The sequence below is a fragment of the Mesoflavibacter sp. CH_XMU1422-2 genome (assembly GCF_037029245.1).
GTDB classification, from domain to species: Bacteria; Bacteroidota; Bacteroidia; order Flavobacteriales; family Flavobacteriaceae; genus Mesoflavibacter; species Mesoflavibacter zeaxanthinifaciens.
On record NZ_JAYMEE010000012.1, the window covers coordinates 87,863 to 110,371 of the forward strand.

General features: G+C 31.1%; 20 protein-coding genes. 16 read left to right on the top strand and 4 right to left on the bottom strand.

Going from position 1 to position 22,509, the window contains the following annotated elements:
* The first annotated feature begins 104 nt into the window (after positions 1-104).
* The 14 genes from WA340_RS03030 (at position 105) to WA340_RS03095 (ending at position 16,646) form a co-directional block, all read left to right on the top strand.
* A complete protein-coding gene (locus WA340_RS03030) occupies positions 105-1,259 on the top strand; it encodes a cytidylyltransferase domain-containing protein (RefSeq protein ID WP_336127230.1) in 1,155 nt (384 codons plus the stop codon).
* A 10-nt stretch (positions 1,260-1,269) separates the two neighbouring features.
* Complete coding sequence (locus WA340_RS03035) at positions 1,270-2,145, top strand: N-acetylneuraminate synthase family protein (RefSeq protein WP_336127231.1); 876 nt, start codon at positions 1,270-1,272, stop codon at positions 2,143-2,145.
* Between the two features lie 312 nt (positions 2,146-2,457).
* A complete protein-coding gene (locus tag WA340_RS03040; protein ID WP_336127232.1) occupies positions 2,458-3,279 on the top strand; it encodes a polysaccharide pyruvyl transferase family protein in 822 nt (273 codons plus the stop codon).
* A gap of 279 nt (positions 3,280-3,558) precedes the next feature.
* Entirely contained in the window at positions 3,559-4,953 is a 1,395-nt protein-coding gene (locus tag WA340_RS03045; protein ID WP_336127233.1) for a UDP-glycosyltransferase, read from the top strand.
* Positions 4,954-4,958: 5 nt separating this feature from the next.
* A complete protein-coding gene (locus tag WA340_RS03050; RefSeq protein ID WP_336127234.1) occupies positions 4,959-6,104 on the top strand; it encodes a glycosyltransferase family 4 protein in 1,146 nt (381 codons plus the stop codon).
* A complete protein-coding gene (locus WA340_RS03055) occupies positions 6,101-7,636 on the top strand; it encodes a glycosyltransferase family 2 protein (RefSeq protein ID WP_336127235.1) in 1,536 nt (511 codons plus the stop codon). The genes WA340_RS03050 and WA340_RS03055 overlap by 4 nt, the downstream gene beginning before the upstream one ends.
* A gap of 3 nt (positions 7,637-7,639) precedes the next feature.
* Positions 7,640-8,413, top strand: a complete 774-nt coding sequence (locus tag WA340_RS03060) for a glycosyltransferase family 2 protein (protein WP_336127236.1) — start codon at positions 7,640-7,642, stop codon at positions 8,411-8,413.
* 5 nt (positions 8,414-8,418) lie between these two features.
* Positions 8,419-9,450 carry an exostosin domain-containing protein gene (locus tag WA340_RS03065; protein WP_336127237.1) on the top strand — a complete coding sequence of 344 codons (1,032 nt, stop codon included), beginning with the start codon at positions 8,419-8,421 and terminating at the stop codon, positions 9,448-9,450.
* A complete protein-coding gene (locus WA340_RS03070) occupies positions 9,447-10,442 on the top strand; it encodes a glycosyltransferase family 2 protein (RefSeq protein WP_336127238.1) in 996 nt (331 codons plus the stop codon). The genes WA340_RS03065 and WA340_RS03070 overlap by 4 nt, the downstream gene beginning before the upstream one ends.
* On the top strand, positions 10,439-11,566 hold the full coding sequence (locus tag WA340_RS03075) for a glycosyltransferase (RefSeq protein ID WP_336127239.1): 1,128 nt from the start codon (positions 10,439-10,441) through the stop codon (positions 11,564-11,566). The genes WA340_RS03070 and WA340_RS03075 overlap by 4 nt, the downstream gene beginning before the upstream one ends.
* A gap of 211 nt (positions 11,567-11,777) precedes the next feature.
* A complete protein-coding gene (locus tag WA340_RS03080) occupies positions 11,778-12,857 on the top strand; it encodes a glycosyltransferase (protein ID WP_336127240.1) in 1,080 nt (359 codons plus the stop codon).
* Positions 12,857-14,206: an O-antigen ligase family protein gene (locus WA340_RS03085; protein WP_336127241.1), complete on the top strand. Its 1,350-nt coding sequence runs from the start codon at positions 12,857-12,859 to the stop codon at positions 14,204-14,206. The genes WA340_RS03080 and WA340_RS03085 overlap by 1 nt, the downstream gene beginning before the upstream one ends.
* The gene (locus WA340_RS03090) at positions 14,166-15,173 is read left to right on the top strand and encodes a glycosyltransferase family 4 protein (RefSeq protein ID WP_336127242.1); all 1,008 of its coding nucleotides are present in this window, start codon (positions 14,166-14,168) and stop codon (positions 15,171-15,173) included. Before WA340_RS03085 ends, WA340_RS03090 begins: the two co-directional genes overlap by 41 nt.
* Before the next feature lie 78 nt (positions 15,174-15,251).
* Positions 15,252-16,646: a sugar transferase gene (locus WA340_RS03095; protein ID WP_336127243.1), complete on the top strand. Its 1,395-nt coding sequence runs from the start codon at positions 15,252-15,254 to the stop codon at positions 16,644-16,646.
* Between the two features lie 82 nt (positions 16,647-16,728).
* Here the strand turns inward: WA340_RS03095 and WA340_RS03100 are convergent, their stop codons facing one another.
* A complete protein-coding gene (locus tag WA340_RS03100) occupies positions 16,729-17,880 on the bottom strand; it encodes a lipoprotein N-acyltransferase Lnb domain-containing protein (protein ID WP_336127244.1) in 1,152 nt (383 codons plus the stop codon).
* A gap of 9 nt (positions 17,881-17,889) precedes the next feature.
* Entirely contained in the window at positions 17,890-18,876 is a 987-nt protein-coding gene (locus tag WA340_RS03105; RefSeq protein ID WP_304141669.1) for a PorV/PorQ family protein, read from the bottom strand.
* Positions 18,877-19,081: 205 nt separating this feature from the next.
* On the opposite strand from WA340_RS03105, the gene WA340_RS03110 reads away from it, so the two are divergent.
* Together WA340_RS03110 and WA340_RS03115 are read left to right on the top strand one after the other, a co-directional pair.
* Entirely contained in the window at positions 19,082-19,831 is a 750-nt protein-coding gene (locus tag WA340_RS03110) for a CDP-alcohol phosphatidyltransferase family protein (protein ID WP_304141625.1), read from the top strand.
* 8 nt (positions 19,832-19,839) lie between these two features.
* The gene (locus WA340_RS03115) at positions 19,840-20,649 is read left to right on the top strand and encodes a TerC family protein (RefSeq protein ID WP_304141626.1); all 810 of its coding nucleotides are present in this window, start codon (positions 19,840-19,842) and stop codon (positions 20,647-20,649) included.
* Between the two features lie 101 nt (positions 20,650-20,750).
* Here the strand turns inward: WA340_RS03115 and WA340_RS03120 are convergent, their stop codons facing one another.
* Entirely contained in the window at positions 20,751-21,431 is a 681-nt protein-coding gene (locus WA340_RS03120) for an ABC transporter ATP-binding protein (protein ID WP_304141627.1), read from the bottom strand.
* Positions 21,424-22,344, bottom strand: coding sequence for an ABC transporter permease (locus tag WA340_RS03125; RefSeq protein ID WP_304141628.1), 921 nt, complete (start codon positions 22,342-22,344; stop codon positions 21,424-21,426). Before WA340_RS03125 ends, WA340_RS03120 begins: the two co-directional genes overlap by 8 nt.
* Positions 22,345-22,509: the final 165 nt, after the last annotated feature.

Below are 22,509 nucleotides of genomic sequence, written 5' to 3' on the forward strand. Positions count from 1 at the left end.
AATAGCTAAAAATCATTCATTTCCTTAAATCCATAAAATACATACTTTCATCCGAAAAAAAATGTATTTTAGCGACTAGTTAAGTACAAGAAATCTTACTTATTATGAAATCTATAGGCTTTATTCCTTTACGTCAAGGCTCCAAAGGTATTCCCGGAAAAAACAAACGAAAAATGGTAGGTAGACCTTTATTTACATGGGTTTTGGGCGAAGCTTTGCACTCTGATTTGGATATTGTTTATGTGTATACCGATGACGCCTGGATTATTAATTTTATAGAAAAAGAATATCATTATACAGATAAAGTAAAAGTGTTACAACGTAGTGCATCTAGTGCTACAGATACCGCTTCTACAGAGAGTGCAATGTTAGAGTTTGCAGCATCTATAGATTATGATTTTGATGTGTTTTGCTTACTACAAGCTACATCACCGTTTACTACTGCAAATGATATTAATACTAGTTTGTTTCAATTAAACCAAGGATATGATTCTACAGTATCTGTAGTAAGTACACATCGTTTTACTTGGAATAGTGATGGAACACCACAAAATTATGATTACAATCATAGACCGAGACGTCAAGATTTTGAAGGGTTATTAGTAGAAAATGGAGCGGTGTATACATGCACTAAATCGGTATTAAAAAATAAACAGAATCGTCTAGGAGATAACGTAGGCATTGTGACTATGCCTGAAGGAAGCTTACTAGAGATCGATAGTGAAAATGACTGGTTAGTAGTAGAGCAACTTTTAATTGCTAGGCAGCAAAGTCTTAAAAAAGCCGAAAAAATCACTCATTTGGTTTTAGATGTTGATGGTGTATTTACTGATGGTACTATAACTTATACAAAAGACGGCGAGCATACTAAGCAATTTGATATGCGTGACGGTATGGGATTAGAAATACTTAGACAATTTGGTGTTACCGTTATGATTATGACTAGTGAACGTTCTAAACTAGTTGCAAAACGTATGCAAAAATTGCAAATAGAACAGGTCTATCTTGGTGTAAAAGACAAGTACACACTATTAACTCATCTAGCCAAAGAGCAAGGCTTTAATCTAAATAATGTAGCTTACGTGGGTGATGATGTTAATGATCTAGCTAATATATGTAGTGTAGGTTGGTCTTTAGCACCAAGAAATGCTATGAAAGAAGTGACCAATCAAGCCGATATTATTTTACCAAAACCATCAGGAGGCGGAGCTATACGTTCTGCTTGTCAATTTATAAAACAATATAACAAAAGATTTTAAAAGGAAATACATGATTAATTATAAGAAACCATACGTTATTGCCGAGATTGGATGTAACCATAAAGGGGATATGGAGATTGCAAAGGAATTAATTAAAGTAGCTAAAATCTTTTGTAATGTTGATGCTGTAAAGTTTCAAAAACGACATAATAAAGAGTTGTTAACCGAAGTACAATACAATGCGCCACATCCTAATCCCATAAACTCTTATGGTGATACTTATGGTGCACACCGTGAATTTTTAGAGTTTGATGTGAAGCAACATCAAGAGTTAAAAGACTATTGTGAAGACATAGGTTTGGATTATTCTACATCAGTTTGGGATTTAACCTCTGCTAAAGAAATAGCAGGATTACAGCCTAAGTTTATAAAAATACCATCAGCATGTAATAATAACGTGAAGATGTTAACTTGGTTGTGTGATCATTATGATGGTGAGTTACATATTTCTACAGGAATGACCACAAAAGAAGAGATTGATGATTTAGTATCGCTATTTAAAACCCATAACCGTGCAAAGGATTTAGTCTTATATAATTGTACCTCTGGTTACCCAGTGCCATTTAAAGATGTTTGCTTATTAGATATTAATATTTTGAAAGAGAAATATGGGGCTGAGGTGAAGCATATCGGTTTTTCTGGTCACCATTTAGGAATTGCAGTAGATATGGCAGCCTATACGTTAGGCGCTAATGTGATAGAAAGACATTATACCTTAGACCGTACTTGGAAGGGAACTGACCATGCCGCGTCTTTAGAACCTGCAGGATTAAGAAAGTTATCTAGAGATTTGATAGCCGTATACGAATCGTTGACCTATAAAACACAAGATATTTTACCTATAGAGCAAGTTCAGCGTGATAAGTTGAAGAATCAGAAAGGGTGATTTTTAATGACTAATGTCTATTGATTAATGATTAGTTTTTTAGAGGCAAGATGCAAGAGGCAAGATTCAAGAGGCAAGAGGCACGAAGCATGAAGTACGAAGTAAGAAGTATGGAGCAAGAAGAAGTGGCGAGTGAGAGAAAATAGAGTATAGAAAAGAGAGAAGAGAAGTTTGAGAAGGGTTTATTATGTAGATCATAGTCATTTCGAATGAGGAGCGACTGAGAAATCACACTATAAGGATTGATGAGTTTTGATTGAAGAATTGAAAAAAGATTAGAACTGATTAGAATAACTAAAAGTATAATACAATATGTTTAAAGGGGATAAAATTCCTTTGTTTTGGTGGAGTGAAAAGGTTTTAATGGGTAAATCTCTAGAAAACTATGGAGATTTATTAGGTAAGTATTTAGTAGAAAAAATCTCAGGACGCCAAGCTATCTTTAAGCATACCAAACAAAAGCATTGGTTTGATACAGGTAAAGTTTTAGTAACTATTGGAAGTATCTTAGCACATGTTAATAAGCGCTGTGTGGTTTGGGGAAGCGGTATTATTTCTAAATCTGTACCTGTTAAAAACGCAACGTTTTTAGCAGTAAGAGGTCCGCAAACCAGAGCTTTTCTATTGGAAAAAGGGTATGATGTACCTGAAGTATATGGAGATCCTGCTATTTTATTACCTAACTATTACAAGCCAAAAGTAGAACCAATTTACACTATAGGTGTTATACCACATTATTCAGATTATAAAATGGTCAAAGATTGGTATCACGATAATAAAAATGTTACTGTTATTGATTTGATGACAAATAATGTAGAAGCAATAACAGGTAGCATATTACAATGTAAGCAAATAGTTTCTTCCTCTCTACATGGTATTATTGTCGCTCAAGCATATGGTATACCAGCAGTTTGGCAAAAGTTTTCTGATAATTTGTTTGGGGATGATATTAAATTTCAAGATTATTTTGAATCCGTAGGTATTGATAGTTATCAGCCAGAAATTATTGATCAAGCATTAGATCAGAATAGTATAGAAATGCTATTAAAAAAGTACCCGGTTTTACCCAATAAAACTATTGTTGAAGGTTTGCAAAAAGGATTGTTGGAAGCGTTTCCTTTAGAAGTAAGATGATAGTAAGCGGTAGGTAGTAGCAAGAAGTAGGAAGTTTGAAGCATGAAGTAAGAAGTAAGGAGTACGAAGCAAGAAGAAAAGAGCATAGAGCATAGAAAAGAGAGAAAAGAAGTTTGGGAGAGTTTAATAAAAGGATCTTAGTCATTTCGAAGGAGGAACGACTGAGAAATCACACAAGAAGCCTAGAGAGATAAGATAGAGAACGTATGACCGAGGATGAATAGAATATCTAAAAAATAAAAACTAACGACTAAAACTAAAGACTAAGAGTAAAAATAAATGAGTAAAAAGGTATTTGTGTTTTTTCCAGATGGTGTAGGATTGCGAAATTTTGCGTTTACAAAGTTTAAGTCTATAGGTGAAAAAATGGGTTTTGATATTACCTATTGGAACAATACCATCTTTGATTTAGAATCTGAATTGGGTTTTAAACAAGTCACTATTGAAAATCATCAAATACATCCGTTAACACCAATATATTCTAGAGCAAGAAAACGTGCCGAATTAAACGTTTCTAGAGATAAGTTTAACGATGATGTCTATCCAACTTATAAATTTCCGTTTAGTTATAAAGGGTTAAAGAATACTTTTAAAAGTTTATACACGCGATTGTTGATTGGGTTATACTCTTCGGAACAAGGCGTAGAAAAAATAAGACATAAAATAAATGCTTTAGAGCGTAAAAATCCAAAGTACGCCTACTGTAAAGCCCAATTAGAACAACATCAACCAGATTTAATTTTTTGCACCACACAACGTGCGACACAGTCTATTAGTGCTTTATTAGCGGCTAAAGATTTAGGGATACCAACCGTAGCATTTGTCTACTCTTGGGATAATGTCCCAAAAGCCATGCAAGTTGTTGAGACTGACTATTATTGTGTGTGGAGTGAGCATATGAAGCGCGAAGTATTGCAATACTATCCATTTGTAAAACCAGAGCAAGTTTTTGTAACAGGAACACCACAATTTGAGCCACATTACGATCATAGTTTAAAAGAAACCCGTGAGGACTTTTTTAATACCTATGGGTTGGATGTCAATAAGCAATACATTTGCTATTCTGGAGATGATGAAACCACTTCGCCTTTAGATCAGTACTATTTAGAAGACTTGGCTAATGCAGTACGAAGTTTGAATACAAAAGGTTATAATTTAGGAATAATTTACCGAAAATGTCCTGTAGATTTCACCAATCGTTATGATTCGGTTTTAAAAGAAAATGCGGATATCATTGAAGTCTTAGATCCAATTTGGAAGCAGGTAGGTAGTCAATGGAATCAAGTCTTACCAGCTCCTGAAGATTTTAAAATGTTGTATAATGTATGCGAACATAGCGCATTTGTTACCAATGTATGCTCCAGTACCGTATTTGATTTTGTGGCTCATGATAAAGCCTGTATTTATTATAATTATGAGCAACCACAATTAAAAAAAGGGATTAGAGACATAGGACAAAATTACAACTATGTGCATTTTAGAAGTATGCCTAGTGGTAAAGCAGCTATATTTTGTACCGATAAAAATGAATTAGAAAGCTTGGTAAAACAAATTTTAGATGGTCAATTAACCAATGTTCCAGAAGGAAAAGCATGGTTTAAAATTATTGTTGGGCCAACACCAACTGAAGCCTCTAAGAATATTTGGGAAGCTATTAGTAAAATATTAAATTGATATTTATGCATATAGGCTACATCACACCAGAATATCCACATCCAGAAGTTAGTCATGCAGCAGGTATTGCGACTAGTATTAAAAACCTAGCTAATAGTTTGGTTAAGCAAGGTGTAAGAGTAACTGTGTTTGTATATCATCAATCCAAAGATGCTGTTATTGAAGCTGAAGGTGTGACCATACATTTAATTAAAAAGCGGTCTTATAAATTTTTAACCTGGTATCGTTATAGAAAACTTTTAAATACATATGTAAATTCTATTGTAGCTAAAGAGCAAATTGATCTTATTGAAGCACCAGATTGGACTGGTATAACGGCGTTTATGCGTTTTAAGGTTCCGTTAGTCATTCGGTTTCATGGTAGTGATGCCTATTTTTGTAAACTAGACGGAAGGAAACAGAAGTTTAAAAATTTTGTATTTGAAAAACTAGCATTACAAAAAGCCAAAGCTTATATCACGCCAACCACTTATGCAGGAGATGAAACCGCTAAAATATTTGGATTAAACCGAAATAAAATAAAAACCATTCATTATGGTTTACAATTAGAACAATTTATAAATTCTAAACCAGATGCTTTTAAACCAAAAACCTTACTTTACATAGGAACCATTATTAGAAAAAAAGGTGTTTTAGAGTTAGCCGAGGTTTTCAATAAGTTAATAGAAAAAGAACTAGATGCACAATTAATTTTAATTGGAGGCGATTCTAACGATATACAAACAGGCTCAACTTCAACCTTTCAATTAATGCAAAATATCTTCTCAGATCAAGCTAAATTAAAGGTTAATTATTTAGGTAAGCTTCCGTATTCAGAAGTGCAAACTCATATTAAAAATGCTCACGTTTGTACATTTCCTAGTTTTGCTGAAACTTTGGGTATGGTAACTATAGAAAGTATGGCATTACAAAAACCGGTAGTAAATACTAGCATAGGTTGGGCACAAGAGTTAATAGATGATGACGTTAATGGCTATTTAGTACATCCTACCGATATTGATGGCTATGTAACTGCTATTTTAAAGCTTTTTAATGATCAAGAATTATGTTTGCAAATAAGTAAATTGGCACGTCTAAAAACTGAGTGTACGTTTGACATAAATACACTATCAATGCTTAATGTAGAATACTATAAAACGTTAATAGAATGATTTTAATACTTCATGATAATAATATTATTAGAGAGGTGTTGGATAAAAATCAAGCGACCATCCAATATGATCAAAGTATAAAATTAATAGAAAGTTTTATTTATTTAGCTAAGACTTATCCAGATGAACTTCTAATTTGGTGTCATATAGATATTAAAGACGATTTAAATTTGAAAGCTATAAACTCTGTATTTCATCACAAACGAGTAATGGCAAGCTACCATCCACATTTAAATTACATTCTATCAAACAAAATTGGCTATGTAGATCAAAGTTTTTATTTAAAAGTTAATAAGAACACAAGATTTACAACTTGGTTGAGTACTAGTTTAGTTGGTGGTGTTCATGCTAGTATTGTTAATAAATTATCCAAAAGCATTACCAATAAAAGTAATTTTGATTACTTTTTGAATAGTTTAGCCAAATTAGGAATGTCTCAAGGACTGTTTTGTTATTCTGAGCCGCAATTATTAAAAAGATTAACAAAAAAGGAAATGAAGACTAAAAAAATATCTGAATATGACTTATATAGGTTTGTAAGAGAGCACTATAAATGGTTTTGGGTCTATTTTTTAACACTTTCAGATTTAGTATACAATCGAAAGTTAATGCTACTTCCTTTATTGAAATCATTATTTTACAAGCAGATAAAAAAAGATTTTAAGCTTAGTGAAATTTCTATTCAGAGTAATAAATCACTTTGTAAAGATAAAACAGTAGATGTAATAATTCCCACGATAGGAAGAAAAGAATACTTGTATAATGTATTGTTAGATTTATCTAAACAAACTTTATTACCTAAAAATGTGATTATTGTAGAGCAAAATCCTGATAAAAATGCTTTAACTGAATTAGATTATTTAACTACTCAAAACTGGCCTTTTTCCATAAAACATACTTTTACACACCAAACAGGTGTGTGTAATGCTAGAAACGTAGCATTGTCCCAAGTTGAAAGTGAATGGACATTGTTAGGAGATGATGATAACCGGTTAGAAGATGATGTAATTGCTCGTCTTTTGAATGCAGTATGTATACATGGCGTAAAAGCAGGAACGACAGTATATATACAACCTAACGAAATACAGAAATATTTTGTTACAGCTCAAACTAGTTTTTTTGGAGCAGGAAACAGTTTAATCAAATCAGATTTGTTGGATATATTGAAATTTGATAAGAGATATGAATTTAATTATGGAGAAGATAATGATTTTGGGATGAAAATAAAACAGCTTGGTTGTGATGTAATATTCTTTTCAGATATTAAAATTTTGCATTTAAAAGCACCAATGGGTGGGTATCGAACACGTTTCAAGCATCCATGGGAGTCAGAAAAAATATTACCAAAACCCTCACCAACGATAATGCTCTTAAATAAAAGTTACTTTACTGATGAACAGTTTAAAGCATATAAACTATTATATTTTATTAGGCGTTATAAATCGTCTAGTCTTTTTAAGAATATATTTAAGTTTAGAAGGCGTTTTTTAAAAGAGTGGCAAGTAAGTTTGAAATGGGCAAATCAACTTTAGGTTATGGATCATAAAAAAATAAGTTTTTTAATTACTCATTATAATCGGCCTAAACAATTATTAAATTGTATTAATGCAATAAAATTAATTAATTATCCCAATTTTGAAATTGTGGTTAGTGATGATAGTAGTAAACAAGAAGTTATAGAAACTATTAAGACCTATAATGTTAATACATTAGTTATTGCAGAAACAAACAAAGGATTGGGAGCAAATATTAATAGAGGACTAAGAGCTTGTAAAGGAGAATTTATTATATATTGTCAAGAAGATTTTTTATTAAAAGCATCTATCAAAAAAGTTTTACCAGAAGTATTGAATTTAATAGCTAATGATAAACTTGATATGGTAAGATTTATTTCTAGTTACAATTTTAAAAAGCTAAAAAAAATATCAATTAATGTCAGTTTAATACCTAAATTTTCATTAAAAAATTTTTTGTTTCAAAGTCAGCAATATAGTGATAACCCTTTTATTACTACTATAAAATTTTATGATAAAAATGGTTATTATTTAGAAGGTACTTCAGGAGATTATGGAGAAACTGAATACGCCATTAGAATATTTAAATCTAAAGCTAAAATAGGTATTACTAATCAAAGTTATGTTTCATATGCTGCTAACAATAACTCGGTAATTGATAGAAAAAAAAATAAAGAGAGAATACAGTTAAGAAAAAAAAATAAAAGACTTGCTAGAGCAATCCGATTACACTTAGAAGCGTTATTATATAGAAAGTCGCATCGTAGATTAATAACATATAAAAATTTAAGGTAAGGAGTATGCTTAAACTCTACACCAATACCAGTTTTTTAACAGATACGTATCGACGTCAAGTCTTTCCGTTGCTTTTTGATTTGGTGTTTAAGCCAAACAAAGAATTGCTTAGTTTGTATCATATTACCGATACTATTACAGATGCAGATGTAGTTGTGTTTCCTATAGATTATGCGGTGTTTATTAAACATGAACAAGCTAGTCAGGAACTATTGCAGCTTGCTAAACAACATCAAAAGCCATTATGGATTTATACTGCAGGTGATTATGGGTATACAAACTACATCAAAAATAGCTATACGTTTAGATTAGGTGGTTTTGATAGTTTGTTGTCTAAGACTACTTTTATATTACCTTCATTTATAAATGATCCTTATTCGACTTTTATAAATTCAGAATTTAAATCTTTAGAAAAAACAGAACAACCTAATATTGGTTTTGTAGGACACGCCCAATTAGGATTTAAAAAATGGCTAAAAGAGGTTGTTAATCATTTAAAATATAGTGTAAAGCGTCGTTTTAAAGGTTGGTTGGTCGATAAACAATCGTTTTACCCTTCAAGTATTAAACGTGCAAGGTATTTACAAACATTAGCAGTAAACGATAAAGTAAATACCAATTTTATACTTCGAAATCAATACCGCGCAGGATTACATAATGAAGACACAAGACACGACAGTAGTATTGCATTTTATGGCAATATTTATAATAATGCTTATACCTTTTGCATTAGAGGTGTTGGCAATTTTTCGGTACGTTTTTATGAAACTCTAGCAGTAGGACGTATACCTGTTTTATTAGATACAGACTGTAGATTACCGTTAGCAAACATTATTGATTGGCAAAAACATTGTGTGATTATTGATGCTAAAAGTAAAGTGTCAATGGTCAAACAAATTCTTGATTTTCATCAGTCATTAAGTGAAGCTGAATTTAAAGCATTACAGCAAGCTAATAGAGAACTATGGTTACAGTATTTACAACGTGATGCTTATTTTAAAGCCATTTATAAACAATTTAAAGCAAGGTCATTATGAGGTTTTCTTTAATTGTTTGTACATATATGCGTCCGCAAGCTTTACTAACTTTGTTGAAATCGGTAAACGAACAAAGTTTATACCCAGATGATATTTTAATTATTGATGGATCTACAAATAATGATACCAAAACTATTTTAGAAGAAAATCCTTTTAAAAATTTAAGATATTATAAAGTAGATGATTCGCAACGCGGATTAACTAAACAGCGTAATTTTGGGATTAATCAAGTAGGAGATGCTATAGATGTGGTTTGTTTTTTGGATGATGATATTGTTTTAGAGCCTGATTATTTTAAACAGCTTTTATCAACCTACACTATTTATCCTAATGCTTTAGCAGTAGGTGGTTATATTACTAATGAGGTACAATGGGAAGTTTCTGATGGTAAGCACAGAACAGATAAGTTTTATTTTGATGGCTATATGCGTAATGAACCCTCGCGATTTAAGTTAAGAAAACTCTTTGGATTGCTACCAGATGTAGCACCAGGTTATATGCCTATATTTTCTCATGGTCGATCGGTAAGTTTTTTACCTCCTTCTGGGAAAACCTACCAAGTGGAACAAATTATGGGAGGCGTTTCTAGTTATAAAAAAGAAATATTTAAAACGCACACGTTTTCAGACTATTTTGTGGGTTATGGGCTTTATGAAGATGCAGATTTCTCTTTACGAATAGCTAAAAAAGGCGATTTGTATATTAATACCAATGCACGATTAGCACATTATCATGACGCTTCAGGACGACCAAACCAATTTAAATACGGTAAAATGGTATTAAGAAATGGCTGGTATGTATGGCGGGTTAAATACCAAAATCCGAGTTTGAAAGCAAGGTTTAAATTTAATGCAACGTCTTTATTGTTAACATTGATAAGAATGAGTAACATCATTACTACCAAAGACCGACAAAAAGCATTAACCGAAAGCTTAGGACGTGTTGTTGGTTGGTTTTCTATTATCTTTAATCCGCCAAAAGTTAACCGATGAACTTTTTAATCCTAACACATGTGCCTCATATTTACCAAAACCAAAAATGGTATGGCTATGCGCCTTATGTGCGAGAGATGAATATTTGGTTAAAATATGTAGATGAAGTGACTATCGTTTCACCTGTACATCAGGCAAAACCGTCTGCAATAGATATGGCATATCAACATGAGCAGATTACACATAAAGCAATTCCTGAAATAGCTTTTATTAATTTTTCAAGAGCTTTAAAGTCTTTAATATCTTTGCCTTTAATTTTGTTTACATTGTATAAAGCTTGTCAGCAAGCAGATCATATTCATCTACGCTGTCCTGGTAATATAGGTTTATTAGGTTGTTTGGTTCAGTTGTTTTTTCCTAAGAAAATAAAAACCGCTAAGTATGCAGGTAATTGGGATCCAAAATCTAAGCAACCCTTGAGTTACCGTTTACAAAAGTGGTTGTTAACTAATACTTTTTTAACTAAAAATATGACTGCTTTAGTTTATGGTGAGTGGCCTAATCAAACTGAAAATATTAAACCATTTTTCACAGCTACTTTTACCGAAGATGAAAAAGAGCCTTTAGACATAAGAGATTACAGTGCTACTTTAGAGTTTATGTTTGTAGGTAGTTTAGTAGATGGGAAGCGTCCTTTATTTGCTATTCAGTTAATAAAGCAGTTATTAGATAATGGACAAGAAGTTCGTTTGCATGTATTTGGTGACGGTGTTTTAAGATCAGAATTAGAAGACTATATTAAAACACATCAATTAGAAGCTTATATCATTTTACATGGTAATCAGCCAAAAGATGTCATAAAAACTTACTATGAAACATCACATTTTTTAATTTTAGCGTCAAAATCTGAAGGTTGGCCAAAAGTGGTTGCAGAAGCTATGTTTTTTGGAGTTATTCCTTTAGCTACTCAAGTATCTTGCATACCAACTATGTTAGGTCATGGTGAACGAGGTATATTAATAGATGTAGATATAAATAAAGCAATTAAAATGTTTAATAACTATACTGAAGCAAATTTTAAGTTGATGTCAATACAAGCTTTAGACTGGTCGCAAGCATATACTTTGGATCGATTTGATAGGGAGATTAGTGATTTGATTTTGTTTGGAGGAAATAGAGGATAGAGAATAGAGAATAGAACCAAGAGACAAGAGGCAAGAAGCAAGAAGCAAGAAGCAAGAAGACAGATGACAGTTGAATAGTGAGAAAATACATTTTAAGAATCTAATATTCGTGAAATCGAACTATCGTCACTTCGAGTGATGCCGAAGGATGAGGTATTGTGTCGAGAAGCACAAAGCTGAATGATTAAAATAATGAACAGTAAATAAAAAAATGAAAGTACTACAACTTATAGATAGTTTAGAAGCTGGAGGCGCAGAGCGTGTTGCAGTTAATATTGCAAATGCTTTAGTTGCTGAAGTTTCAGGATCTTATTTATGTAGTACAAGGAAGGAAGGTTTATTAAAAGCACCCTTAGACCCAAAGGTTGGTTATTTGTTTTTAAACAAGAAACGAACATTTGATTTAAAAGCTATCTTAAAATTAAAGCGATTTGTTAAACAAGAGCAAATCGATATTATTCATGCGCATTCTAGCTCTTATTTTACAGCCACTTTAGTTAAATTATTGTATCCAAAAATTAAAATTATTTGGCATGATCATTATGGGAATAGTGAGTTTTTACATAAGCGACCTAAACAGGTTTTAAAATTATGCTCTTATTTTTTTAATCATGTATTTAGTGTTAATAAGTTATTAGCTTCTTGGGCTGAGAGAAAATTATATGTAAAGTCTGTGAGTTACTTACCTAATTTTTCAGTTGAAAATAAACAGTCGTTAGTGACTCAATTAAAAGGCGTAGAAGGAAAACGAATTGTTTGTTTAGCTAATTTAAGACCGCAAAAAGATCATATTAATTTGTTAAATGCTTTTAAAGCAATAAGTCATCAACACCAAGATTGGACGTTACATTTAATAGGTAAAGATTTTGAAGATGATTACTCTCAATCTATTAAGCAATACATCAAAGATTTTAAGTTGTCTGATGGGGTTTTTGTATATGGGAGTTGTTCAGACACTTCTGCTATTTTAAAGCATTGTGATATAGGTGTGCTATCTTCAAAATCTGAAGGTTTACCTTTAGCTTTAATTGAATATGGTTTAGCAGGTTTACCTACTATAGCTACTAATGTAGGGCAATGTAAAGAAGTAATCATAGATCAACAAACAGGACTGTTAGTACCGCCTAGTGATCCAGAATCACTAAGACACGCTTTAGACTATTATATTAATAATCCTTTAAAACAAGAATTGTTTGGGAATGCTTTACGCCAACATATAGACAATAATTTTTCAAAAAAGGCTGTTATTTCAACTATTAAAGGTATATATTCTAACTTTGTGCCTCATTAATGGATAAACAGTATTTAAATATATTAGGACTACATGTGGTTTTAGGTTTGTTGATGTTTTTTTTCAGATCTTTTGGTAACATCTATTTTTATGGGCTAGTTGCTTATTTCTTCTTTAGAGTTATCAGTGCAAAACCTAATTTAAAAGCATTTGAGATTATTAAAGCTTGTGCTTATGTTTTGGGTGCTGAGGTTATTTTAAGGATGACAGGTAGTGGGTTATTTTATGAGTCTAGCAAATACCTTATGATGGTTTTTTGCATAATGGGACTTTTTTACAGAGGATTTCATTTTAAAGCAAGTTCTTACCTTCTTTATATACTATTATTAGTACCAAGTGTTTATGTCTCTTTGTATGTGCTTGATGTAAGTACTAATATTAGAAAGGCGATAGCTTTTAATTTAAGTGGGCCAGTAACTTTAGGTGTTGCAGCGTTATTTTGTTATAAAATACAATTAAGTAAAAGTCAGCTTAAAGATGTTGTTAATCATATTGTATTTCCTTTAGTTAGTACATTGATTTATATTATTACCTATAACCCTAATGTATCCGAAGTTGCTACAAGTACAGGGTCTAATTTTGCTGCATCTGGTGGTTTTGGGCCTAATCAAGTCTCAACCGTTTTAGGCTTAGGCTTTTTTCTATTTACGGTTCGTTTCTTTTATTTTTCTAAATCAAAATTAGTAAAGTATCTAGATTTATTATTTATTTTACTTTTTGCCTTTAGAGCAATAGTTACTTTTAGTCGTGGAGGTGTATTTACAGCTATAATAATGATAGTAGCTTTTATATTTATTCAATATAAAAGTATGGATAAGGTTAATAAAACTAGAATGCTATCTTCTGTAGTAGTTTTTTTGGTTCTGGGAGCTGCAACTTGGATTATCTCTACCATACAGACTAATGGAATGATTGAAAAGCGCTATGCCAATCAAAATGCTATAGGCGTAGAGAAGGACGATATAACAACAGGACGTACAGATTTATTTATAGCTGAGTTTGAAGAGTTTTTAGAACATCCTTTTATAGGTGTAGGTGTAGGACGTATCAAAGATTTACGATTTCAAGAAACAGGTATACACGCTGCCTCACATAATGAAATGAGTCGTATTATATCTGAACATGGTAGTTTAGGCGTACTGGCGTTTAGTATCTTACTTTTAGTTCCTTTATTTTTAAGATTAAAAGATAGAAGTAACGTGCTCTTTTTCTCTTTTTATCTGTTTTGGTTTTTAACCATAAACCATTCTTCTATGCGTATTGCAGCACCAGCGTTTATATATGCTTTAAGTTTAATACATATTAAAGATGACTCATCTCGTTTACATAGGAAACAAGTTAGCGCATAAAGGCAATACAGCATCTACTATTGATACCTTGGGTCTTCATTTTGAAGATTTAGGTTATAAAGTGACTTATGCGTCTTCTAAAAGTAATATTTTTTTACGTTTATTAGACATGTTATTAACCGTGTTTAAACAGCGTAAAACAGCTAGTTATGTGCTAATTGATACTTATAGTACTTTAAATTTTTATTTTGCTATAGCTGTTAGTCTGTTGTGTCGTCTTTTAAAGTTGAAATACATACCTGTTTTACACGGCGGAAACTTGCCTAACCGTTTAACAAATAACCCTAAGCTTAGTCAACTAATATTTAAGTATTCTTACATTAATGTATCACCTTCAGAGTATATCAAGCATCATTTTGAAACTAAAGGTTATACATGCAAAGTCATACCTAATAGTATTGATATTAGTCAATATGAGTTTAATACTCGAGTTATAGATGAGATAAAACTACTTTGGGTACGTTCTTTCTCTAAAATTTATAACCCTACTTTAGCTATAGATATTTTAGAGACTTTGAAAGCAAAAGGGTATAATGCCTCTTTATGTATGGTAGGACCTGAAAAGGATGGCAGTTTAGAGACGACCAAAGCTTACGCTAAAACCACGGGATTAGACGTTACTTTTACAGGTGGTTTAACCAAATGTGAGTGGATTTTACTATCTAAAGATTATAATATATTTATAAATACAACTGACTTTGATAATATGCCAGTAAGCGTGATAGAAGCTATGGCGTTAGGATTACCGGTTATTTCTTCAGATGTTGGTGGTTTGTCATTTTTAATTCATCACCAAAAAGATGGTTTATTAGTAAAATCAAGACAAGTTGAAGGTTTTGTAAGTGCTATACAACAACTTAAAGAAGACTCTTTATTACTATCATCTATTACAAAACAAGCTAGGGTAAAAGCCGAAAGTTATGATTGGTCTACCGTACAAAAAATATGGTTATCTGTCTTAAAATGATAATTATAAATTTGTCGATACACTTGTTTAAAATTTTTATGTTTTTATCTTTGGTAAAATTCTTCCAACCAATAGCCAATGGATAATACAAGTGGCATACATTTTGAAATTTCCGAGCGTAAAATTCTACTACGTATTTTCGACTTGCTTTCTATAGGTGGCTCTTTGTACTTGGTGAGTACTATATTTAATTTTGATTATTTTTTGGTAAATAAAGAGCATTGGGCATGGATTTTTGTGCTAGCACTTTATATATCTGTTTTTGGGACAGTTTTAGAACTGTATGATTTACAAAAATCTAGCCGAATGGAAACTGTGGTAAGCACTATTATTTTAACCACTTCGATAACCGTATTATTTTATTTATTAACACCTTTTTATACACCGTCTTTACCAGATAATAGGTTGCAAATTATCTATTTTTATATTGCTATTTTATTAGGTTTATTTGTTTGGCGTTGGGCTTATATTACCTTTATCTCTTCACCACGTTTTTATAAGCGTGTATTACTAATAGGAGAGACTTCTAATATTAAAAGTATTGTTAAGGCTTTTAATAATGCAGACCCAAATTATGTTATTGTAGGTTATATAAATTGCGAGAGTGATAAAAAAGACGCAGTTAAGTTTACTGCAGTTAAAGAATTTAGCTCTAAGCAAATTAGAGAGGTTATCAAAGATGAAGGGATTTCTGAAATAGTAGTCGCAAGTTATAATTCAGAAAATATAACGCCAACGATATATTCAGAGCTTATGTCTTTGCTAGAAAAAGGCTTCCCAATTAAAGAGTATACACAGGTTTATGAGGATATTACTTATCGTGTACCAGTACAATTTGTAGGTAAAGATTTTTATAAATACTTTCCTTTTAGTAGAAATAATAAAAACAAATTTTACCTTGCTTATAGACGATTATTAGATATAATTTTATCTGTAATAGGATTGGCTATAGGAGTTTTGTTTTTACCTTTAAATTTAATAGGAAATGCAATTGGTAATAGAGGTAAACTGTTTTATACACAAGAGCGCGTAGGTAAAAACGGAAAACCTTTTACTATATATAAATACAGAAGTATGGTGAAAAACGCCGAATCTGCAGGAGCAGTTTGGGCAAGTAAAAATGATAGTCGCGTTACGCCTTTTGGACGTTTTTTACGTACGTCTCGTTTAGATGAAATTCCACAATTTATAAACATCTTAAAAGGCGATATGAGTTTGATAGGACCAAGACCAGAACGACCTATTTTTGTTAAAGAGTTGTCTCAAGTTATTCCTTTTTACGAAACTAGACATATTGTAAAACCAGGATTAACAGGTTGGGCTCAGGTTAAAGCGCGTTATGGATCTAGTGTAGACGATAGTTTGTTAAAACTACAGTATGATTTGTTTTACATTAAACATCGTAGTTTTATGTTAGACATAAATATTATCATTAAAACCTTAAGTACTGTTATTTTCTTTAGAGGACAGTAAATCTAAGTTTGAATTTTGGAGGTTTAAAGTTCTAGTAAGTTCGAGTGTTTTACGAGGTAAGAGTAAAATTTATCGAGAACTACTATTTCTTTAAAAACTTCAATAGAAATATGTATCGTACGAATAGCGCAATTAAAAGCGGAATTAAAGTTGGAGCAAATTGTTGTACACCACTAATCCAATGCACAACTAGTAAACATAGCATTAATACACAAAACTTAATATATCCAATAAACCATTTTTTTGGTTTTGCTTTATAAGCTTGGATGACCATAACTAAACTTAAAGGAAAAGCCCATAATAAGTTATAGTTGTAACCCGTAGCGGTATGATCTGTACCGAACCATAATAAAGTTAAAAGTATACCTATTACACCTAAAATTAATTGTATACAAGCATCTAACCCTTTTGTTCTTCGCTGTTTTTTATGATCGTTAAAGGTTATATAGATGATTAATATAGCAATAAGACTTAAAACAAAAATTGGACTTAATAAAAAAGTTCCGTTTTTAAATTTAGTATCAGAATTAATAATTGTTTTACTATTACTAGCTAATTGTCTATTATTTATTGTAGCCTCACTGTAAAATGAATGTATGTTTTTAGGTAAAAACATGTGCTCTCTTGGTGTTGCTGTTCGGTCTATAATAGCTCCTAATGCAATATCTATTCCTAAGCTTCCCCAAGTATTAGGATGCAATTGATCTTGAATTAATGTGCGGAAGGTTTTGTCTTCGTAATTATCAGGTAATTGGTAGTTAATATTTCCGTTAGTAGCATTTTCTATAACATCTCTAATTTTTGTAGCACAATTGTCATAGAAAAAATCATATAAATAAGCCCCTTGATTTTTTGCGTAATTAGTTTCTAAAAATGTATAAACGCTTTGCTTTTCTTCAGCAGAAAGATTAAGAATTTGTTCTTTAATACTTCTGTTTTGTTGTTTGTAAAAATTAACTAAGTTATTGTAATTAGCTTTACCTTGTAAGTAGTTAAGTTTTCCTCTAGCGAAGTTGAGGTAAAAGTTTGGGTCTTCAAAATTATAACGACCAAAGTCGTATACAATATCGCTGTAACTTGTTTTTAGTCTAATACCACTATGTCCAAACGCATCATTAAGGTTATTACCAGGACCAATGGTTAATACACTAATTTGTGTGTTGTTAGGGATGTTTTTTTGTGAAAAAGCAACTGTAACACAAAGTAGAAAAAGGAAGCGTAAAAGTAGTTTCATAAGATAGGGTTATCTAAAGATACTAAAATCTAATTTTAAAGAAAATACGTTAGAATATAATGCTACACTTTGGTCACCAATATCTGTAAACGCATAATCTACCTGTATACCGTTGTATTTAAACCCAACTCCAAAAGTAGGCTGGAAAGTTAATTGCTCTGAATTATCTATCTGTAATTCATTTTGAAAATTACCCATTCCGCCACGAAGATATATCATGTCAATATATCCAAACTCAAACCCAAAAGCAGGATTGATACTAGCAAAAGAGGTAGAGATCACATCATTATTTTGTTCAAATCTTACATTTAAATCTATTTCTGCTTCTAATGTATAATCGTAGTGAAAGCGGTATAGTTTGGCAACACCAATTTGTAGTTTAGGTATTGTAATTTCGGTAGTTTCTGGTAATTCTTGGTTTTGACCTTCAACAGCATTCTGTACTTTGGCAAATTCTTCTTCGTTAATAGACCATGAGTTGTAGGTTGTAGTGATGTCTCTTGCCATAACACCAAACTTCCAATTGTTATCTGTTTCAAATTGAATAGCAGCATCAAGACCTACACCCCAACTTGAAGCAAAATCCCCAATAATACGGCGTATAATTTTGGCATTTACGCCATAGCTTAAACCTTGTATAGGTAAGTTTCTTGAATAAGATATTGTTAATCCATAATCTGCAGTAGAGAAGAGGCTTATACGATCGTAATTTACATTACCTTGTTCGTCGACTAATTGAGTGGTATCTAAAATATCGTCTACAGCAAATCTAATTAAAGATACCCCGAAAGCGCTATTGTCATCTAAAGGCATAGCAAAACCGGCATAGTCATAATTTGCAATGTTAGCAAAGTAACTAGAGTGCATTAAAGCTAATTGGTTGTCTTCTAAATTGATTAATCCAGCAGGATTCCAGTAACCTGCATTTACATCGTTAGATCTTGCTACTACAGCGTTACTTTGCCCTAAAGCAGCAGCATCTACACCTATATTCATAAATTCGTTAGAATATTTACGGGTGGTTTGTGCGTTTAATGGGATGAACGCCAATAATATAAGAGAAGCTAAAAGTAATCTCAATTTCAATTTTTTTACAAAGATGCTATATTTTTTCTACATATTAAACTTCAATTTTAATAGTATATTGTTTGTAAGTTGTTTTAGACCAAAATTCTTTACTATTTTTACAAAAAACTAATGCATGAATATTAAAGCCTTTATTCCTAATTTTATCACACTTCTTAATCTTTTATGTGGAAGTATAGCTGTGGTTTTTGTTGTAAATAATCACTTTACATTAGCAGCAATTTTTGTTTTTTTAGGTATATTTTTTGATTTTTTTGATGGGCTTTTAGCAAGAAAATTAAACGTACAAAGTGAGTTAGGAATACAATTAGATAGTTTAGCAGATATGGTTACTAGTGGTTTAGTGCCAGGTTTAATTATGTATAAACTGTTAGAATTAGCAACTAATACAAATGGAATAACTATAACTGATGATTGGTCTGATAGTTTATATTGGTCTGGCGTTAATGTTAGCTTTTTGCCTTTTTTAGGGTTACTAATTACGTTGTCTTCAGCCTACAGATTGGCACGTTTTAACATAGACGAAGATCAACAAACCTATTTTAAAGGTTTACCAACACCAGCTAATGCTTTGTTGGTATTGTCTTTACCTTTAATTTTAGAATTTCAGAATAACGATTTGATAAATGCGACTATTTTAAACCCTTGGTTTTTGGTGGTTTTAACTTTGTTAAGTACCTATTTATTGAATTCGCCAATTAAATTGTTTGCCTTAAAATTTAAAAGTTACGGTTTTAAAACCAATGCTGTGCGTTACATTTTTTTAATACTTAGTGTTGTATTACTAATAGTTTTACAATTTGCAGCAATCCCTTTAGTTATCTTACTTTACATTTTATTATCATTATTTAATACTATCAATTAATAACTATTATGTTAGAAAACATTTTTACCCTTCTAATGCTTATAATGTTACAAGCAGTTTTAGGTTTTGACAATTTACTTTACATCTCTTTAGAATCTAAGAAAGCACCAAAAGACTCTCAAAAACGCGTTAGAAAAGTAGGTATTTTAATTGCTATAGCTTTAAGAATAGTGCTGTTATTTGTGTTAGTATCTATTATTGGTTTTTTTAAAGAGCCATTTTCTTTCTTAACAGGAAGTGTAGAAAATGTAGTAGATTTTGCATTTAACGGTCACAGTTTAATTGTTCTTGCAGGTGGCGGATTTATAATTTATACTGCTATTAAAGAAATTTGGCATATGATTGGTACACCAGATATACATGAAACCTTAAAAAAAGAAACCAAAGGTTTTAAAAGTGCTAACGCAGTAGTTGTTAGTATTGTTATTATGAATTTGGTGTTTTCTTTTGATTCTATTTTGGCAGCAATAGGCTTAACTAGTGATATTGAAAGCTCTACAACAGCTTTTATAATTATGGCAATTGCTATTGTATGTAGCGGTTTATTAATGTTATTGTTAGCAGATAGAATTTCAACATTTATATCTAAAAATAGATTGTATGAAGTTTTAGGTTTATTTATCCTTTTTATAGTTGGTATTATGCTAGTGACAGAAGGTGGGCATCTAGCACATATCAAATTTTTTGGTAATGAAATTACACCAATGAGTAATACTACATTCTATTTTGTTATCGCTGTTTTAGTTATTGTAGATATAGTCCAAGGACGTTATCAAAAGAAATTGTTAGCAGAGAAGGCTAAAGCGCATAGAGAGTAATATTTACGATTTGGGATTTTGTGGTTTTTTGACACGAATGTCACAAATTATCAAAAATGTCGTGTTTTAAATTACGGTTATACATTGTTGCCAACCGTTATTTATTTTAGTTCAAGTTTGTCAATTTTATTTCCGATTGTAAATTCTTTCATTTCCTTTTCCAGATTATTAAAATCCTTTTTCTCTACTGTCTTTATTATTTCTCCGTGTTTCATTAAATAAATTTCATCACAAACTTCCGCTAAAGTTGAAAATATATGAGATGAAATAATTACTGTTTTCCCTAACTTTTTAAATCTTTTTATGATTTCGGTTATGATTAAATTACTTTGAATATCAACGCCATTAAAAGGCTCGTCAAGAATATACACATTGTTTTTCTGTAAAAGTATTGCTGTTAAAGCCAATTTCTTTTTCATTCCAGTAGAGTAGGTTGAAGCATATTGATTTAATGGTAAATCAAATATGTTTTTGTCCTCAATATTGGTTATTTTTTTTTGTCTTGCATTGGCAAGTAGTTGTATATATTCTTTTCCGGTAATTTTAGAGAAAAAGTATGGTTCTGTTAATAAAAGTCCTAAATGGTCTTTCAATTTTGCAGAGTCTGATGTGATTTTTCCTTTATAGGTTTCAAGTCCTGAAATACACCTAAATAGAGTTGTTTTTCCTGCTCCGTTTTCTCCTACGATTCCATATGTTTTACCTTTCTTGAATTCTAAATCTATTGAATTTAAAACCTGTTTCTTACCATAAAATTTTGATAGTTTTTCAATTTTAATCATTTAATACGGTGTTTAATTTTTTAACTGATTGAGAATAAAAAAGAGGAATAAATATTAAAAGTATTGGCGGAAACATAAAACTAATGGCTATTAAAATTCCTTGTGACATATTCATTTCGTTTGGAAAAGACGAATATTTAGCAAAAATTATTGTTGTGAGATAAGCATAGCATAAAAGAATAAATACAATCAAAATATCTATTTCTTCAAAAAATGAAATACTTAAAGCTATTATGATAGGTAAGCTTAAAAGTGTAAAAAAGATTAAGCACGTTTTCGTTTTTTCTATTAAAAATTCTTTTGAAGATAAATTGTAATTCCAAACAAAATAGTCGTTTTCTATTTTTGAATAATACGAAAAGCAAGTGAGTCCGATTAATAGCATAGAAAAAACACCAAGGTTAAAATTTCCAACAGATATTGAAATATAAGCTAAAAAATAAGCTATTGGAAAAACATAGAATGTCTTTCTAAAGCCAACTGTAAATTCAAATGGTTTTTTGCTAAATGGTGTTGGGATTGTAACATTAAAATTTGTGCTAAAGTTGAACAGCATAATAATTATTACACACAAAATTAACATAGCAGAAAAGACAAATTGTTTCTGATAAATTAAATAAAGAGTAAAAGGCAAGCAATAAATAATGTTTTCTAGTATTCTCAATTTTTTGTATTTGCTCTTGTTGAATATAGATTTCAAAAAATCATTTCTTTTAGGTTCACTTAATTTAGAAACAAGACTTAATGCAAATAGTCCATAAATATAATTTGCAAATTCAGTTTTTTCAAATAGGTAATTAGACAGCAAAATAAACACAAATGGCAGAAGTGTATATCCAATCAAAAGAGGAAGTCCGAAATCAATCATTCTTCGGTTTAACATTTTAAATTGAAGTTGGAAATATTCTTTCATTCGCAAATTTTGTCTAATGGTTGGCAACGTTAGCGTATAAATTTCAGTTGCGGGATTAAAGTTAATGATTTTCGGTTAAGAACTGACGTTAGCAATTCCGAGTGGATTCGGACGTAGTCGAATCCGCCGTAATTGCGGTTATACATCTTAAGTTAGCAATCTATT

What these genes read in the sequence shown, in the direction of transcription:
- WA340_RS03075 (WP_336127239.1), top strand. Translation starts at nt 10,439, where the DNA reads ATGAACTTTTTAATCCTAACACATGTGCCTCATATTTACCAAAACCAA.
- WA340_RS03045 (WP_336127233.1), top strand. Translation starts at nt 3,559, where the DNA reads ATGAGTAAAAAGGTATTTGTGTTTTTTCCAGATGGTGTAGGATTGCGA.
- WA340_RS03055 (WP_336127235.1), top strand. Translation starts at nt 6,101, where the DNA reads ATGATTTTAATACTTCATGATAATAATATTATTAGAGAGGTGTTGGAT.
- WA340_RS03060 (WP_336127236.1), top strand. Translation starts at nt 7,640, where the DNA reads ATGGATCATAAAAAAATAAGTTTTTTAATTACTCATTATAATCGGCCT.
- WA340_RS03070 (WP_336127238.1), top strand. Translation starts at nt 9,447, where the DNA reads ATGAGGTTTTCTTTAATTGTTTGTACATATATGCGTCCGCAAGCTTTA.
- WA340_RS03115 (WP_304141626.1), top strand. Translation starts at nt 19,840, where the DNA reads ATGTTAGAAAACATTTTTACCCTTCTAATGCTTATAATGTTACAAGCA.
- WA340_RS03030 (WP_336127230.1), top strand. Translation starts at nt 105, where the DNA reads ATGAAATCTATAGGCTTTATTCCTTTACGTCAAGGCTCCAAAGGTATT.
- WA340_RS03080 (WP_336127240.1), top strand. Translation starts at nt 11,778, where the DNA reads ATGAAAGTACTACAACTTATAGATAGTTTAGAAGCTGGAGGCGCAGAG.
- WA340_RS03105 (WP_304141669.1), bottom strand. Translation starts at nt 18,876, where the DNA reads ATGAATATAGGTGTAGATGCTGCTGCTTTAGGGCAAAGTAACGCTGTA.
- WA340_RS03090 (WP_336127242.1), top strand. Translation starts at nt 14,166, where the DNA reads ATGACTCATCTCGTTTACATAGGAAACAAGTTAGCGCATAAAGGCAAT.
- WA340_RS03065 (WP_336127237.1), top strand. Translation starts at nt 8,419, where the DNA reads ATGCTTAAACTCTACACCAATACCAGTTTTTTAACAGATACGTATCGA.
- WA340_RS03040 (WP_336127232.1), top strand. Translation starts at nt 2,458, where the DNA reads ATGTTTAAAGGGGATAAAATTCCTTTGTTTTGGTGGAGTGAAAAGGTT.
- WA340_RS03050 (WP_336127234.1), top strand. Translation starts at nt 4,959, where the DNA reads ATGCATATAGGCTACATCACACCAGAATATCCACATCCAGAAGTTAGT.
- WA340_RS03120 (WP_304141627.1), bottom strand. Translation starts at nt 21,431, where the DNA reads ATGATTAAAATTGAAAAACTATCAAAATTTTATGGTAAGAAACAGGTT.
- WA340_RS03110 (WP_304141625.1), top strand. Translation starts at nt 19,082, where the DNA reads ATGAATATTAAAGCCTTTATTCCTAATTTTATCACACTTCTTAATCTT.
- WA340_RS03095 (WP_336127243.1), top strand. Translation starts at nt 15,252, where the DNA reads ATGGATAATACAAGTGGCATACATTTTGAAATTTCCGAGCGTAAAATT.
- WA340_RS03085 (WP_336127241.1), top strand. Translation starts at nt 12,857, where the DNA reads ATGGATAAACAGTATTTAAATATATTAGGACTACATGTGGTTTTAGGT.
- WA340_RS03100 (WP_336127244.1), bottom strand. Translation starts at nt 17,880, where the DNA reads ATGAAACTACTTTTACGCTTCCTTTTTCTACTTTGTGTTACAGTTGCT.
- WA340_RS03125 (WP_304141628.1), bottom strand. Translation starts at nt 22,344, where the DNA reads ATGAAAGAATATTTCCAACTTCAATTTAAAATGTTAAACCGAAGAATG.
- WA340_RS03035 (WP_336127231.1), top strand. Translation starts at nt 1,270, where the DNA reads ATGATTAATTATAAGAAACCATACGTTATTGCCGAGATTGGATGTAAC.